Source organism: Devosia sp. (assembly GCF_035944845.1).
Classification (GTDB): Bacteria; Pseudomonadota; Alphaproteobacteria; order Rhizobiales; family Devosiaceae; genus Devosia_A.
The window spans coordinates 63865-78656 of sequence record NZ_DASZAW010000051.1; the positions used below are offsets into that span (position 1 = coordinate 63865).

At 62.9% G+C, this 14792-nt stretch carries 17 protein-coding genes and 1 tRNA gene; 10 read left to right on the forward strand and 8 right to left on the reverse strand.

What is annotated here, in order from left to right; genetic code table 11:
* Positions 1–111: 111 nt before the first annotated feature.
* The 3 genes from VGV07_RS08585 (at position 112) to VGV07_RS08595 (ending at position 3697) form a co-directional block, all read left to right on the forward strand.
* Positions 112–1653, forward strand: a complete 1542-nt coding sequence (locus tag VGV07_RS08585) for a sugar ABC transporter ATP-binding protein (protein WP_326868282.1) — start codon at positions 112–114, stop codon at positions 1651–1653.
* A complete protein-coding gene (locus tag VGV07_RS08590) occupies positions 1634–2638 on the forward strand; it encodes an ABC transporter permease (RefSeq protein ID WP_414649927.1) in 1005 nt (334 codons plus the stop codon). Before VGV07_RS08585 ends, VGV07_RS08590 begins: the two co-directional genes overlap by 20 nt.
* 108 nt (positions 2639–2746) lie before the next feature.
* Positions 2747–3697: a substrate-binding domain-containing protein gene (locus VGV07_RS08595; protein WP_326868284.1), complete on the forward strand. Its 951-nt coding sequence runs from the start codon at positions 2747–2749 to the stop codon at positions 3695–3697.
* Positions 3698–3918: 221 nt separating this feature from the next.
* On the opposite strand, the gene VGV07_RS08600 is transcribed toward VGV07_RS08595, so the two are convergent.
* Together VGV07_RS08600 and VGV07_RS08605 are read right to left on the reverse strand one after the other, a co-directional pair.
* Positions 3919–4410, reverse strand: a complete 492-nt coding sequence (locus VGV07_RS08600) for a DUF2867 domain-containing protein (RefSeq protein WP_326868285.1) — start codon at positions 4408–4410, stop codon at positions 3919–3921.
* 5 nt (positions 4411–4415) lie between these two features.
* Positions 4416–4934 carry an NADH-quinone oxidoreductase subunit B family protein gene (locus VGV07_RS08605; RefSeq protein ID WP_326868286.1) on the reverse strand — a complete coding sequence of 173 codons (519 nt, stop codon included), beginning with the start codon at positions 4932–4934 and terminating at the stop codon, positions 4416–4418.
* A gap of 136 nt (positions 4935–5070) precedes the next feature.
* Between VGV07_RS08605 and VGV07_RS08610 the strand changes: the two genes are divergently transcribed.
* Positions 5071–5478: a GFA family protein gene (locus tag VGV07_RS08610; protein WP_326868287.1), complete on the forward strand. Its 408-nt coding sequence runs from the start codon at positions 5071–5073 to the stop codon at positions 5476–5478.
* Here the strand turns inward: VGV07_RS08610 and VGV07_RS08615 are convergent.
* Positions 5475–6074: a TetR/AcrR family transcriptional regulator gene (locus VGV07_RS08615; RefSeq protein WP_326868288.1), complete on the reverse strand. Its 600-nt coding sequence runs from the start codon at positions 6072–6074 to the stop codon at positions 5475–5477. The two genes, VGV07_RS08610 and VGV07_RS08615, sit on opposite strands and share 4 nt — an antisense overlap.
* A 248-nt stretch (positions 6075–6322) precedes the next feature.
* Here VGV07_RS08615 and VGV07_RS08620 point away from each other — a divergent pair, with 248 nt between their 5' ends.
* The 6 genes from VGV07_RS08620 (at position 6323) to VGV07_RS08645 (ending at position 9134) form a co-directional block, all read left to right on the forward strand.
* Positions 6323–6712: a DUF3224 domain-containing protein gene (locus VGV07_RS08620; protein WP_326868289.1), complete on the forward strand. Its 390-nt coding sequence runs from the start codon at positions 6323–6325 to the stop codon at positions 6710–6712.
* A gap of 3 nt (positions 6713–6715) precedes the next feature.
* The gene (locus VGV07_RS08625; protein WP_326868290.1) at positions 6716–7174 is read left to right on the forward strand and encodes a DUF4345 domain-containing protein; all 459 of its coding nucleotides are present in this window, start codon (positions 6716–6718) and stop codon (positions 7172–7174) included.
* An 86-nt stretch (positions 7175–7260) separates the two neighbouring features.
* Complete coding sequence (locus VGV07_RS08630) at positions 7261–7665, forward strand: hypothetical protein (protein ID WP_326868291.1); 405 nt, start codon at positions 7261–7263, stop codon at positions 7663–7665.
* Positions 7666–7682: 17 nt separating this feature from the next.
* Positions 7683–8150 (forward strand): DUF6463 family protein, encoded by a 468-nt coding sequence (locus VGV07_RS08635; RefSeq protein WP_326868313.1) that lies wholly within the window; start codon positions 7683–7685, stop codon positions 8148–8150.
* Between the two features lie 191 nt (positions 8151–8341).
* The gene (locus VGV07_RS08640) at positions 8342–8782 is read left to right on the forward strand and encodes a GNAT family N-acetyltransferase (protein ID WP_326868292.1); all 441 of its coding nucleotides are present in this window, start codon (positions 8342–8344) and stop codon (positions 8780–8782) included.
* Positions 8783–8969: 187 nt separating this feature from the next.
* On the forward strand, positions 8970–9134 hold the full coding sequence (locus tag VGV07_RS08645; RefSeq protein WP_326868293.1) for a hypothetical protein: 165 nt from the start codon (positions 8970–8972) through the stop codon (positions 9132–9134).
* 269 nt (positions 9135–9403) lie between these two features.
* Here the strand turns inward: VGV07_RS08645 and VGV07_RS08650 are convergent, their stop codons facing one another.
* The 5 genes from VGV07_RS08650 to VGV07_RS08670 all read right to left on the reverse strand — a co-directional run bounded on the left by VGV07_RS08650 (position 9404) and on the right by VGV07_RS08670 (position 14592).
* Positions 9404–10579 (reverse strand): histidine decarboxylase, encoded by a 1176-nt coding sequence (locus tag VGV07_RS08650; protein ID WP_326868294.1) that lies wholly within the window; start codon positions 10577–10579, stop codon positions 9404–9406.
* Between the two features lie 206 nt (positions 10580–10785).
* Entirely contained in the window at positions 10786–11481 is a 696-nt protein-coding gene (locus VGV07_RS08655; RefSeq protein WP_326868295.1) for a hypothetical protein, read from the reverse strand.
* Between the two features lie 175 nt (positions 11482–11656).
* Complete coding sequence (locus VGV07_RS08660; RefSeq protein ID WP_326868296.1) at positions 11657–12805, reverse strand: LuxR C-terminal-related transcriptional regulator; 1149 nt, start codon at positions 12803–12805, stop codon at positions 11657–11659.
* On the reverse strand, positions 12739–14331 hold the full coding sequence (locus VGV07_RS08665) for an ATP-binding protein (protein ID WP_326868297.1): 1593 nt from the start codon (positions 14329–14331) through the stop codon (positions 12739–12741). Before VGV07_RS08665 ends, VGV07_RS08660 begins: the two co-directional genes overlap by 67 nt.
* Before the next feature lie 186 nt (positions 14332–14517).
* Positions 14518–14592: transfer RNA gene (locus tag VGV07_RS08670), tRNA-Gly, on the reverse strand.
* Between the last annotated feature and the right edge of the window lie 200 nt (positions 14593–14792).

Here is a 14792-nt window from a genome sequence, read left to right on the forward strand (position 1 = left end):
ACACGAATGATGCCTCATGTAAACCTTTACATCGATCATGAAAACCTTTACATCATCCGCCATGGAAGCAGAGCCAGGGGGAACCGGCCGCTTCCCGGGGAGGCTCATCGATTGTCGAATGCCGCTGACGCGTCAGCGCCGCCAGTACTCGCGGCCAACCGGATCTCGAAGTCGTTCAACGACGTGCCGGTGCTGTTCAGCGTCGATTTCGACGTCAAGCGCGGCGAAGTGCATGCGCTGATCGGCGAGAACGGCGCGGGCAAATCGACCCTCATCAAGATTCTTTCCGGCATCGAGCAGCCGAGCTCCGGCACGGTGATGCTCGACGGCAAGCCGGTGGTGCTGCCGCCCAACGGCCAGGCCGAGGCGCTGGGCATCGTGCTGATCCACCAGGAACTGAACCTCGCCGAACACCTGACGGTCGCCGAGTCGATCTTTCTCGGGCGCGAAATCCGCCGCTTCGGATTCCTTGATGTGGCACAGATGCGGTCGAAGGCCCGTTCCATCCTCGAAACGCTGCATGTGCATGTCGATCCTGATACGCGGATCAGCGCGCTGTCGGTGGCCGACAAGCAGATGGTCGAGATCGCCAAGGCGATCAGCCGCGATGCCCGAGTCTTGATCATGGATGAGCCGACGGCGGTGCTGTCGGTGGGCGAGACAGAGACGCTGTTCGAGCAGATCCGCCGGCTGACGGCGCGCGGCGTTGCCATCATCTTCATCTCGCACAAGCTCGACGAGGTCATGGCGCTGGCGAGGCGCGTCACCGTGCTGCGCGACGGGCAGTTGATCGCCACGGTCGGCACCGAGGTGATGACGCCGGATTCGGCGGCGCAGATGATGGTCGGGCGCGAGCTCACCAACCTCTATCCGCCCAAGCACGAACCGGATGTCGATGCACCAGTGGTGCTGTCGGTGCGCGGTCTCCAGGCGCGAGGGGTGCGCGAGATTTCGTTTGCGCTGAGGCGCGGCGAAATCCTGGGCTTTGCCGGGCTGATCGGTTCAGGTCGTACCGCGGTGGCCGAAGCGATCGTCGGGCTCGCGCATCGGAGCGCCGGCGAGGTGCAGGTCAACGGCAAGCCGGCCAATTTCAGCCGTGTCGCGCACTCGGTGAGCGCCGGCCTCGCCTACATGACCAAGGATCGAAAGGGCAAAGGCCTGCTGCTCAACATGGGACTCAGGCCGAACCTGACGCTCCTGACGCTGGGCAAGCACCTCAAGGCGGGCTTCCTCGATTTTTCCAGCGAGCAGAAGGCATTGGAGCGCGCGGTGCGCCGCTTCGATATCCGAGCCCGCGACCCCTCGGTTGCCGTCGGCCGCCTGTCGGGCGGCAACCAGCAGAAGCTGATGTTGGGCAAGACGATGGAGACGGAGCCCGAGATCATCATCATGGATGAGCCGACGCGCGGCATCGATGTGGGCACCAAGCAGCAGATCTATCACATCATCGCGGCCCTCGCGGCCGAGGGCAAATCGATCATCGTGATCTCGTCGGAAATGCAGGAAGTGATCGGGCTCAGCCACCGCGTGGTGGTGATGCGCGAAGGCCGCATGGCCGGGCTGCTCGAAGGGGCAGAGATCACCGAGGCGGAAATCATGCGGTACGCCGCAGGCATCAAGCAGAGTGGGAATGATGAGCGCATCAGCGCCTGACGCAACCGTAAAGCCGGCAAGCGGCTTTCGCCTCGACCTGAAGACCGTCGGCCCGCTGCTGGCGCTGGCGCTGCTGGTGCTGCTCGGCATCTCGCTCAACGAGAATTTCCTCAGCTACTCCAACCTCACCAACGTCCTGGCGCGCTCGTCGTTCATCGGCATCATCGCCATCGGCGCGACTTTCGTCATCACCTCGGGCGGGCTCGACCTGTCGGTCGGCTCGATGGCGGCGGTGATCGCCGGCATCATGATCATCGTGATGAACTCGCTGATCCCGTCGATGGGCATCACCTGGGGCGTCATCCTGATCGGCATGGCGGCAGGCCTCGTCATCGGCGGTGGGGCCGGCATCGGCAACGGCCTGATGATCACCCGCGGCCGCATCGAGGCGTTCATCGTGACGCTCGGCACCATGGGCATCTTCCGCTCGCTGGTTACCTTCCTCGCCGATGGCGGCACACTGTCGCTGAACTTCCAGGTCGCCGACCTCTATCGGCCGGTCTATTACGATGGGCTGTTCGGCGTGCCGTGGCCGATCATCGTCTTCGCCCTGGTGGCGATCGGCGGCGAGATCGTCATGCGACGCACCGCGTTCGGGCGCTATTGCGCGGCGATCGGCTCGAACGAGCAGGTGGCGCGCTACTCATCGATCAATGTCGATAACGTGCGGCTCCTGACCTACATCCTGCAGGGCGTCCTCGTGGGTGTTGCGGTGCTGCTCTACGTGCCGCGGCTCGGCTCGGCCTCGAGCACCACCGGTGTGCTGTGGGAACTCGAAGCCATCGCCGCGGTGATCATCGGCGGCACGACGCTCAAGGGCGGCTATGGCCGGATCTGGGGCACCGTGGTGGGCGTGGTGATCCTTGGGCTCATCGGCAACATCCTGAACCTCCAGAGCTTCATCAGCCCATATCTCAATGGGGCGTTCCAGGGCGTCATCATCATTCTGGCCGTGCTGTTGCAGCGAGGTCGTCGCACCAGCTGAAGCGCTTTCAGGAAAAGTTGCAGACTTTTCCGGTTCGAAAGCGCGGCAAGAAACAAGACATCGGCTTCACAAACGCCCGCAAGGAGCGGGCACCAACGGGAGGACTACATGAAATTGCTGAAATCCCTCATGGGAGCGGCGGTGATCGCCGGCGCTCTCGGCGGCAGCGCTTTGGCCCAGGACAAGGTCACCATCGGCGTCTCGGTGCCGGCGGCCGACCATGGCTGGACCGGCGGGGTCAACTACTTCGCCCAGCAGGCGATCGAACGGCTGAAGACCACCTACTCGAATGTCGATTTCGTCTTCGCTTCGGCACCCGACGCGCCCAAGCAGATCGCCGACATTGAGGATATGGTCTCGACCCGCAATATCGACGCGCTGGTCATCCTGCCGGGCGATCCGGATGCGATGACCTCGGCGATCAAGCAGGTGAAAGACGCCGGCAAGTTCGTCACCGTCGTCGATCGCCAGCTGTCGATCAACGGCGTCGAGAACCTCTATGTTGCCGGCGACAATCCGGGGCTCGGCGCCAACTCGGCCGCTTACTTCAAAGAAGCGCTGCCCGAGGGCGGCAACATCGTGATCCTCCGTGGCCTGCCGATCCCGATCGACCAGCAGCGGTTCGATGCGTTCGTGGCCGGTATCGAAGGCACCAACATCAAGGTGCTGGACGACGAGTTCGCCAACTGGAACCGCGATGACGGCTTCAAGGTGATGCAGGACTTCCTGACCCGCTTCCCCGACATCAAGGCGGTGTGGGCGCAGGATGACGACATTGCGCTCGGCGCCATCGAGGCGATCAAGCAGGCCGGCCGCGAGAACGACATGTTCATCGTCGGCGGCGCCGGCATGCAGCAGATGCTGCAGCGCGTCGCGGCAGGCGACAAGTTGGTGCCGGTCGATGTCAGCTACAGCCCGGCGATGATTGCCACGGCAATCGAGCTCACCACGTCGCACTTCACCGGCGGCATCCAGGTTGCCGGTCGCTACATCCTCGACTCGACGCTGATCACCAAGGACAACGCCGCCGAGTTCCTCGACGCCGAAAGCCCGTTCTGATCGAACGTTCTAGATGTGTTGGAAGGGGGGCGCTTCGGCGCCCCTTTTTCGTTTGAGAAGCGCCGCTCCTCCGGGAGGCAATGACTGCGTTGCGCTAGAAGCGGACGTTTGACTTTGTGTCCCTGCGATCTCTCGCTGGAATGCATCCCCACCCCGGCCAGGCCTTTGTCGAAGTGCTGACAGCATCATTGCCTCAAAGATGAGGCGGTTTGACCGTCTCGCTAATTGACCATGCTCGCAAGGCTTACCCGCGCCAGCATGGCGGGGACGATCACGCGATGAAATGGAGTCACGAACGCTAGGTAGGCGCGGCCCAGCAGGTTGTTCGTGCCGACGACCGAGAGCATGGCGACGACGCTGGAACCGTCCCCGGTTGGTCGTACCGTGATGGAAATTCGAAAGTTCAGGTGCTTGTCATCAAGACCGAGAACAATGCCGCCTGGTGATCTCCCGATCACCGGAAAGCCACCGATCACGTTCTCGTCGTGGCGGGACCTTCCTTTGAGACCAAAGGGCGCAACGAGCAGGTTGCGTAGCCCGAGAAGTGCCTCAATCCACGCCGGCGGGCGCTCCAGGATACGCCTGGCCGCATCTCGTGGTGCGAGATTTGTTTCGGGGATTGTTGTCGTGTAGCCATCGGCGAAGTCCCAATTGGGAAGCATCGACGCAGCAACCTCACCTGCGACAGCAAAGGGATAAACCTGAGTTGCCATGAGCTTCACCTCTCGATTGTGCCGGTGCGCCGGATCTTCTTTTGCAGCAGAAGCACGGCGTAGAGCAGTGCCTCGGCAGTCGGGGGGCAGCCAGGCACGTAGATATCGACGGGCAGGATCCGGTCGCAACCACGCACGACTGAATAGGAATAGTGGTAGTAGCCGCCGCCATTGGCACATGAACCCATGGAGATGACGTAGCGCGGCTCTGGCATCTGGTCGTAGACCTTGCGCAGGGCAGGGGCCATCTTGTTGGTCAGCGTGCCCGACACGATCATGACATCTGCTTGTCGCGGCGAGGCCCGGGGCGCGGCGCCGAAGCGTTCCATATCAAAGCGTGGCCCCGACACCTGCATGGCGCCCTCGATGGCACAACAGGCAAGGCCGAACTGCAGCCACATCATCGAGCCGGTTCGTGCCCAGGTGATCAAGGCTTGAGTGGTGGTGACAAGATAGCCCTTGTCGGCGAGGGCGTCTGAAAGCTCGATGTAGTTATCCGCGATCAAGGCGTTGGCAAATGCCATGGCAAGCCCCTTTGTCTGTTCCATACGCATGCGTATCTAACAAACGAGGTCGACAAAATCCATACGCGATCGTATGGTGTGACGCGTGGTCGCAATGTCAAGCGAGTCACCGTTGTGTCGGGACACAGGGGTTGCCATGGGCAAGCACAGCGGACGTTGCCTATGCGGCGCCGTCACATTCAGCCTTTCCGACGATCCGGTGGGTACGCGCGCTTGCTGGTGTCGCGATTGCCAATACATTTGCTCGGGCAATGCTTCGCTGAGCGTGTTCTTCCGCCAATCTGCACTACGTGTCACTGGAGCGGTGGCGGAGTTCTCGGCGATATCGGATGCAGGTAATCTGATCCGAAGACGCTTCTGCCCGATTTGTGGAACGCCGCTGTTCGCCGACGCACCTGCAGAGCCCGACTATCTGATCGTGCGGCTTGGCGCGCTGGACAACCGCGAAATCGGGGCTCCAGCAACTACCATTTGGACTGCATCAGCGCCAAGCTGGGCCTGGTTCGACCATGAAAAGCCGCACACACCCGGGCAGCCCCGCTAGGTCGTTGGCTTCTTTCGACTCTTTGGCCGCGGAGCCCTTGCGATCAGGTCCTCAACGAGAAAGTTGTAGGTTTCGTCCTCGGCTAGGCTCGAACTGGATGCTCGCGCTGCAAACAGTCCTATGAGCGCGAGGTGCATGACCTTGCTCAGCAGCATAGCGGTGGCACCATCATAGCCAAGCGAACCGATCTGACTGGCGAGAAACGCCGTGCGCGCCTCTTCGACGCGAGAAAAGCGTTCGCCAATATAGGGGTCGTGCGAAGCCCAGGCGCGAATGGCCGATTCTGTTCGCGCGACATCAATGCCGTGCGTCTCTGCATGCAAGGCATCCCTCGCCAGGCCGCGAAGGCCCTCGACAGGGTCACCGGCCAACTTGGCGCGATCTATCAGATCCGCTGTACCGTCACGCTCCCACAGGTCGAACATGGCGACGAGCAACGCCGGCCGGTCGGCGAAATGCCAGTAGAACGACCCTTTGGACGCTCCAAGTGTCTTTGCAATCCCCTCGACCGACACGGCGTCGATGCCACCGTCCGCTAAGGCGCGCATGGCCGCCCAGGTCCAGTCTTCCGGTTGCAAGGTGTTCTTTCTGGGCATGGATTCCTAGCCAGTGGCAATTTGATACGCGAACAGCGCATCGAACTTGGGCAGATACTTACGACAATCGCTTCCTCCGCCCAATGCCAAAACAAGCGCACCGGGATTGACGCCGCACGAGCACACAACATACGTATCCGTATGCAAACATACGGATACGTATGTTTCACCTCCCCGTTGTCACACAGGACGCCGGGTGAGCCTCGCAATAGCGGCACAGTCACGTCGCAGACCAACGGAGCAAGAAAATGGAAGGCACTTTTACGGGTGTAAAATGGGACGAGGTCGAGTTCGGTGAAGTGGCAGGAGGCGGCAAGCTGGCCCGAGCGTCGATCCTCAATCGCTATGAGGGTGGCGTCGATGCCGATGGCGCTCTTGAATATCTCCTGGTCTATCGCGCCGGTAGGCCAGTGACATTCTCTGGCCTGGAGAGGGTAGAGGCAAAGTCAGGAGGCGACGGAAGCTTTGTGCTGTGGCACGAGGGAACGTTCAGTTCGGAGGACGGGGTTAGCGGCAAGGTCGTGGTTATCGACGGCATGGGAACCGGTCGCTTCGCATCATTCACTGCAACAGGCACCATCTCGTCCCGCCCTGGCGAGCATCACGGCACTTATGTGCTGGTCCCACAAGGCAAGTAGCAAATGGCCGCCACACTTCGCATTCTCTGCGCAGCACTTGGCGCGATTGCCTTGGCCATCGCCATGTCAATGCTGTTGCAAGGCCCCGAAGCCACCCTGTCGACCGGGAAGCAGGCTTATCACGCACTTTCGGGTACAGCGAGCATACCAGGACCGATCTGGTCAGCTGACATGGACAGCGAATTACGGTTCTACGCCGCAATCTGGGGTAGCTATGGCGTCTTGTTGCTTTTGGTGGCGAAGAATCTGGAACGCCGACTTCACTGGATCCCCTGGCTCGCCACGGTCTTTTTCTTTGGTGGAGTGGGTCGTGTCATCTCGATCTTCAGCATTGGCCCCCCTCACCCGTTCATCATCATCCTGACGGTGATAGAACTGGCTATGCCGCTATTTTTCTGGGCCTGCTGGGCCAGGTTGCGGATAAGTCGGCACCGACATTCTCCGCAGGGGCACGTGCGATAACTTGCCTCACCACTTCCATACGTATGCGTATGGTCATTTGTCGAGATAGCGCATATCCATACGCTTCCGTACAGATGGAGGTGAGGATGCTCACAACGACGACACGCGCGTCCGACCGGACGCGCCGTTATGCCCTTCTTGCTGCAGCAGCACTTTGTGCTGCGGTGCTCGGGTACCATGTCTTGAGCACGGGCGAGGTGATGGATCCCGTCTACGCCGCGGCTTTGCCGACTGAGGCGAAGGGTATTCTGGATGTACTCTGGTACGATATGGCCCTGCTGATCGCACTTGGCGGCCTCGGGATGATAGCGGCCGCCTACAACCCGAGGTGGCGAGTGCCGCTCGCCTGGTTCGTCGGCGGTCATTACCTGGCGTTGTCGGCAATATGCCTCGTCTTCAGCTTCAGTTGGTTCGGCGAGGCCTGGAGCCTAATACATTGGGCCGTGTTTGCTCCAATGTCGCTGGTCACGATATGGGCTGCCAAGTCATGACGCATCGCACAGACCGAATGGTTCATTGGGCCGGTTGGATAATCGCTCTCTATGGTTGCGCACACACCACAGGCGCACTGACTGTGGAAGGCGCCGCGTCACATGCAGGTGCATGGTTCAGCGGTGCGCTTTGGAACGAGAGCTTTTCCGCCATGTCTCCGGCGGGGAGTGCCTTCTGGTTCAGTTTGGAGAGCTTTGGCATTCCATTGATCCTGATCGGTCTCATCGTTGTGTGGATGTACCGCAAGGACATCGCACCACCAGCTTTCCTGCCGTGGTGCCTGATCGGGTGGACCATCATCGACGCTGCAGTTCTGCTCCTTACGCCTTGGCCGCTGATGCTGATCGCAGAAATTCTCCTCGTGGTGGGCATCCGCAGAAGCGATCGGAAACGATCGCAGGGGAGACGGTCGCCTGAACGCGGTGATTTGCAGGGTAGCGTAACGTTCAAGGCCGGTATCGAAACCGCTGACCAATCGACTTGAATGGCCCCATTCAATCGAGTTGTCACAATGTTCGATACAAAGATCGCCGTGATCTACGCAGCGACCTCATTTCGCGGCAAGCGCTCAACGTAACCGCCTTCCACTGCTGAATGGTAGCGCGTAGTTCGCAACAATCAAATGGAGACGATCTAATGTGGGACCTGAGTATTAGAACCGCAGTTCGAAGCGACATGAGTGCGCTCAACCTTGTGAAGCGAGAAGCGTCCCTCGCCGCCGATGCCTACCGGCAATCACTCCTGGCAAATCCAGAGTTCCTACTCGTTGCGTCAGGGCGGGTCGAGGCAGCCTGTGTTTTGTTAGCCGAAGTTGATCGTGAGATAGTAGGCATGATCGACGTTTCAGAACGCCCAGGTGGTATTGAAGTGGAAGGCCTGTTCGTGAAAACCGCGTGGTGGAGGCGAGGGATTGGTCGAGCCTTGATGGAGGAGGCATTAGCCCGCTTCAGCGATGCATGGGGCCCGGAAATGCAGGTCATCGTCAGCCCCGATGCTGAGGGCTTCTATCAAGCGTGCGGCTTCATCAGCCACAAAGAGACAAGTACACTATTTGGCCCTGCGATACTCATGCGCCGCTTCGCATCAGTCCTACCAAAGCCGACTGCTCATCCTTGATGAGTATCCACACTGGGCAACAAGCCGACGTTGGCACAGGCCGTTTCGGCACATCAGCGAAGGTTGCTTGAGTTCTTTTCCGTGCGTCGCCCCGAATGCCCTCTGATGGCGCAGTTCTGCGGCCGCAGAAGTGGGCCGTTCTCGCCGCAGGCCGGTTGAACCACAGGCTCATCAAGCCAGCGTGGCTATGCACGCCGAACTTGCGGAAGATGGCGACGACGTGCTGGTGCGTGGTGGATTCGGCAAGGCCGAGCTGATGGGCGGCACGCTTCTCAGCCGCTGCAGCACTTTGTGTTCGGTCGGAGTGAGCGGCGCGGAGGCGAGCAGCAGGCCATGGCTCAGCATGAGCTGACGGTGGAACCATTTGATGTCCCGCAGCGCATGACGAGCGGCTCGATGCTCGCGTCGGCGATGGGCCCGGACGAGTAGAAGCCGAAATGCCACTCGCAATCCCGGATGAGGGAATGCCGACGAACACGGCGTCGTAGACATCGGCGCTGCGATAGTCTGTCGGTAGAACGCCGACTTGAACCATCCGGCGGCAGCTCGCCGCAGCGCACCAAGGCCGAGCTTGGCCCAGCCTTGTCGTCACACCCGGAGGTCCATCGGGGCTGCGGCGCGCTACCTGCCATCCCACCACGCCAGGTAGTCCGAGGTGAACCGTGCGGCCAGTTGCTCGGTGACATTGGGCATGATGATCGCATGGGCGTCGTCGCCGGTGCAGGCCAGCTGGTAGCGCTTGATGATGTCCTCGCTCGGTTGCGGAAAGAGCACCGTCAGCGCGTGCGGGTTGAGCAGCACCGGGACGCCGGCGTCGCGAAGCTCCTCGGCAAGCCTGGTTGCCCGCGCCACGCAGCGCTCGGCATCGCGTCGGAAGCCAAGGCGACCGTGGCCGAACAGCCGAGCCCACAGCGCCAGCACCGCGTGCCCGTTGCGCGAGCCCATAAGGGTCGTGTCGTTCGACCGCAGATAGGCCACGGCGGACGCCACGCGCTCGACATGGCGTCGCAGCGTCACCAGAACGCCGCACGGCATAGTGGTGCCGATCATCTTGTGGCCCGACGTCGACAGCGAGTCGATCCCGTGCCGGAAGCTCGGCTGCAGGCGGTCCGGCACGCCTTCGAGGAACGGCAGCACCATGGCGTTGAGCGCCCCATCGACATGCACGAAACGCCGTTGCGCCGGAAAGCCGCAATCCTCAAGCACCGCCATCGCGCCAGCGATATCGTCATGTGCGCCCTTGACCGTCGTGCCGCAGGTCAGCGCCACGATGACGAAGGCGCTGCGCAATCGTGAGAGCACCCGCCGCAGATCCGACAACGAAACTTCGCCGGATGGTTCGCAATCGACCGTCTGGGTGGTCATCCTGAGGATGCGGGCAGACTTGGGTATCGAGTAGTGGGCTTCCCGCGGGTAGACCAGGATGGCATCCGGGAAGGCTTCGCGCGCCAGGTAGAGGGCCCAGAAGTTGCCTTCCGTGCCGCTGGCGCCGACCGAGCCCCAGTAGTCGTCGCGATTGTCGCACTGCCACAGCTCCATCAGCCAGTCGACCACCTCGCGTTCGAGGTCGCAGACCTCCGAGCCGTAGTGCGACCCCGCGTAGGGATCGCCGAGATTGTTGACCAGGTAGCCGGCGAAGCGGGATGCCGCGGGCACGTCGCCAGCGAGGTTGTAAGGGTAGCCGAGATGGTTGGCATGGGCTGTCTTCAGCCGGTTCTCGATGCGCGCCAGCGTCAGGTGATCCGCGGTTGGGCGAGGCAGCACGAGGGCGCCCGGGGTCATGGCTTCAACGATCATTGTATCCTCCTCTGTCTGGGCAAAGCTTGGCGGCGTGCTGTGGACAGGACGCTGCCGTATGGTGTTCCGAGATTGGCTTTGGCGAGGCTTCGCTTGCCTCGAAGGGGTGCGGCACAACTTCGGAGACGAAGCTGCCGCGCTCCCGGGAATAAACGAGCCGCGTCAGGCGGCCGGCGAACTCGGTGAAGCCACGCATCGTCGCCCCCTCATTTCGCCGTCGCGGCACGCTTGCCGCCGCCGAGCAGCAGCAGGTCGGCCCTGACCCACAGCACGTGGCAGACGATCAGCACCGCCGGCTGAATCAGGGCGATGAGCTGTGCACCGCTGCCGATCTGGTAAATCATGCCGAGCCCGGCGGCGCTGACGGCCGGGGCACGGCCGACCAGCACGGCGAGGCGGAACGGGTCGGGCCAGCTTTGAGGCCAGAGCGGCGGGCCGACAGCGTCATCGCCGAAGATGGCGCTGCCGAGCTTGCCGAGGACGACGAAAGCCCCAGTGGCGAGCGCCAAAAGCGGCTGGCCGAGCAGCAGCAGGCTGATCGAGAGCGCCGCTCCGCCGGCAGCCGACAACAGATCGCCGAGCCGGGTCAGCCGCTGGTTCGGCGCCGCCCCATGCTGCCACGCCCGGTAATAGACCTCGCCGCCGACGAGGAAGATCAGCGTCGCGATGGTGAAGGCGAGGGCCTGCGGGCTGCCGGCGAAGTAGCTGAACAACAGGTCCGTGCCGGTCTTCGACGATCCGGCGGCGCTGGCGAATTGCAGGCCCAGCGCGGTGGCGAGGCCGAGTACGTTGCCGACATTGTAGTAGCCGCCCGGGCCCTCCAAACGCGCGGCAAGGGCGTCGACCAGGCCCGCTTGCCGCGACACGCGGCGGGGCGTGGAGATGTCTTGGGTAACGGTCACGATCTTCTCCCTGCTCGTTGATCGAGCGAGGGAAAGGCTAAGCCGGCGCGCCGGCATCAAAATCGGTGACGCCGCCTAGGGAGACGATTGTCGAGTACCCAGTATTGCCCTCGGCGCCGCCCTGTTTTTGCGGGCGTACGGCATAGGTGGTTTCCCCTAACCGCCGGAGCGCTACCTACAGGGCTTCGGCCTCGACCGGCGTCAGCAACCAGGGTTCGGTGCGCAGCCGCAGCATCACTTCGATGCGGTTGGCGGCGCTGAACTTGCCCAGCACTGCCGAGACCTGGTGCTCGATGGTGCGTGGCGAGCGCGACAGGTGCCGGGCGATATCCTTGTTGGACTTGCCGTCGGCAATCAGCTGCAGCACCTGGTGCTCGCTCTGGGTGAGGCCCAGCGGATGCTGCCGCGAAGTGGCATAGGGCCCGCGACGCGATTTGGGCATCTCCTCGGCCAGACCCAGCCGCTGCGCCAGGCGGCGCGCCAGGGCTGCCGCCTGACGCGCCTCGATGGTCTCGAACGTGGCAATTGCCTGGCCCAGCGCCGCACCCGCGTCCGCTCCCGCAACCTGCATCGAGGCGATACCGGCTTCGTAGGGCAGCCCGAGCCTGGTCCACTCCGCGGCAGCCCGAGCGGGTTGTCCGGCAAGTTCCAGCGCCCATGGCGCCGGCAGCTCGCCCAAGCGTGCCGGAACGTCGCTCGGCATCAATGAGCGGCGCCACCAGGCTGCCAGTTCGCCCAGGTCCCATGCCCTCAGCCCAGTGAGGTCGATGGTGGTGAGCGCAGTCAGTTGCTGGCGCGCCGCATCCAGGTCTTCCTTGAGCCATGCGGCTTCGGCCAGCGCGATGCGTACTGGAAAGATGCGTTGCGGCTCGCCCGTGGGCAGCCCCTCGTCGAGGGCCCGCAGCAAGGCCCGCTCGCCATCGGGCAGGTTCATCCGCATACGCACCCGGCCCAGCACCGTGAGCGCCGGCAGGTGCATGACGACCGGCAGCCGCTCCATGGCGATGACACCCTGCGCGATGGTCTCGGCCTCGCGCAACCGGCCCTGTTCCATACGCAACTGCGCCTGCCGGCCAAGCAGATACTGCGTCGATGAATCGAGGTCGTGCCGGGCGGCGAAGGCAATGCCCTCGGCAAGCAGGCGCTCGGCCAGTTCGAAATCCTTCGACACCACCGCGTGCTCGGCGAAGTTGGTGTAGGCGCGCGCCGCGTGATCATGAAAGCCATGCTGCAACGCCAGCGCCAGACCTTCCTCCATCACCTCGCGCCCGCCGGGCCGGGAATCGAACAGCATGGCAGTGCCGACATTGTTGAGCGCGTGCACCCGCGTCTCGACAACGCCGAGTTCGTCGGCGAGGCGAATGGCCCGGCGCCCCCAGTCGATCGCTTCTGCAAACCGATAGTGCAGCATATTGAGCTGCGAGCGCGTGCTGTAGGCCATCGCCAGTTCCGGCCCGGGTCCGGTGCCCTCGACTTCTTCCACCGCGAGGTCGGCGAAGTTGCGCGCCTCCGCCCCTTCACCGCGTCGCCAGTGCAGGCGCGACAGGAGGCGGTAGTTGAGACTGATCTTGGCGCGTTGCCGAGTTCGCGCCAGATGGCGATGGCGCGGTGGTGGCTCGCAATGATCGCATTGTAGTCGAACAGTCCGAGGCTTGCCTCGTAAGCCCAGCTTTCGTGCAGCTGTGCGGCGACCGCCGGCTCTGCGATGTCGGCATACTCGAGAGCCGTCTGGAGGAACGAGGCCGCCTGCTGGTGGGCGCCCAGCCGCGACGCCTGCGCGGCGGCACGCGGCGCCAGGGCCAGCACCCCGGCCCCGTCCTCGGCGCCAGCCGCATGGTGCACACGGCGCGCCAGATGCAGCATGCTGTCCTGCCCGGGGAGGGCCGCCAGAGCGGCTTCCACCTTGGAATGCAGTGAACGCTGCAGGCTCGACGACAGGCGATCCAGTGTCGCTCGCCGCGCCAGTTCGTGTCGAAACGAGATATCGCCCTGGGGGTCGCGCCGAAGCAGGCCACGCCCCACTGCCATGTCCACCAGGTCTTCGGCATCGGCGCCGAGCAGCGCCTTGATCAGGCCTAGTTCCATGTTCCCGGGCACGATGCTCATCATCTCGAGCACGTCGCGTTCGCCGGGAGTGAGGCGCGCCAGCCGCGACCACACCGCATCGCGGATGGAATCGGGGACGCTGCCTGCCTCGCTACCCCCGGTTGCCAGCAGTTCGGTGACGAAGAACGGATTGCCCGCCGTGACGCGGTAGAGTTCATCGCCCGACTGCCCGGCTTCGACAGCCAGTTCATGCACCGCTGCAGGCGACAGTGGACCGAGCTTGATCCGGGTTACCGCCGCGGCAGGCAGGTCGCCGAGCACGTAGGACAGCGGATGGGTGGGGCCGATCTCGTCACTACGCGCCGTGAGCACCACCATCGCCCGCAGCAGGCCAATCCGCCGGCCCAGATACTTCACGAGATCCAGGGTGGCGTTATCGGCCCAGTGCACGTCCTCGAAGATCAGGATGAGCGGGTCGCCGTCATCCTGCAGTTTGTTGAGCAGGGCCGGGAACAAGCGATCGGGCGGAGCCGATTGCTCCAGCAGGGCAGCGATACCGGCGCCCATCGAGCGGCCCATGTCGTGCAGCGGCCCCAGCGGCCGCGGCGTGAACAGCGCTTCGCACCATCCCCACGCCACCTTGAACTCTCCGGCATGCTGTTCTGCAAACTCCTGCAGCAGCGTCGTCTTGCCGATTCCCGCCTCGCCCTCGATCAACACAGTGCCGCCATGCCCGGCCGCAGTGCGTTCTCTTACCGCTCGCAAGACATCAAGTGGGGCCGACCGTTCCAGTAACTTGCTCATTGCTTGCCACACTGCCGCCCCATACCGACAAAGTGCGACCTATAACTTTGTTGGCAATGCGGCACCGTTACCGGGGTGCGTCGAATTTCTGTTAAGTCGGCAGGCACTGCGGGCGCTGCGGAAAAAACGAAGGCCGGGCTGTTGGCCCGGCCTTATCGTCACATCCCTGAGGTACAGGGAGGATATTGGAGCGGGCGAAGGGATTCGAACCCTCGACCCTAACCTTGGCAAGGTTATGCTCTACCCCTGAGCTACACCCGCACTCCATCGGCTCTTTACGATGCTTAGTTCCCGTGGGAAACTTGGCAGCGCCGAACCGCGCGCCTATATGCCCAATCGAAAGCGGGTTTGCAACCCATAATTCTGGTCTCATCACGCGCGGGAAAAAGCTTGCCTCCGGCCCCCATCGGAGCGCAAGAAAACCAAGGAAAGACAGGCCTCTCGGTGGCCCGTCGCGGCAG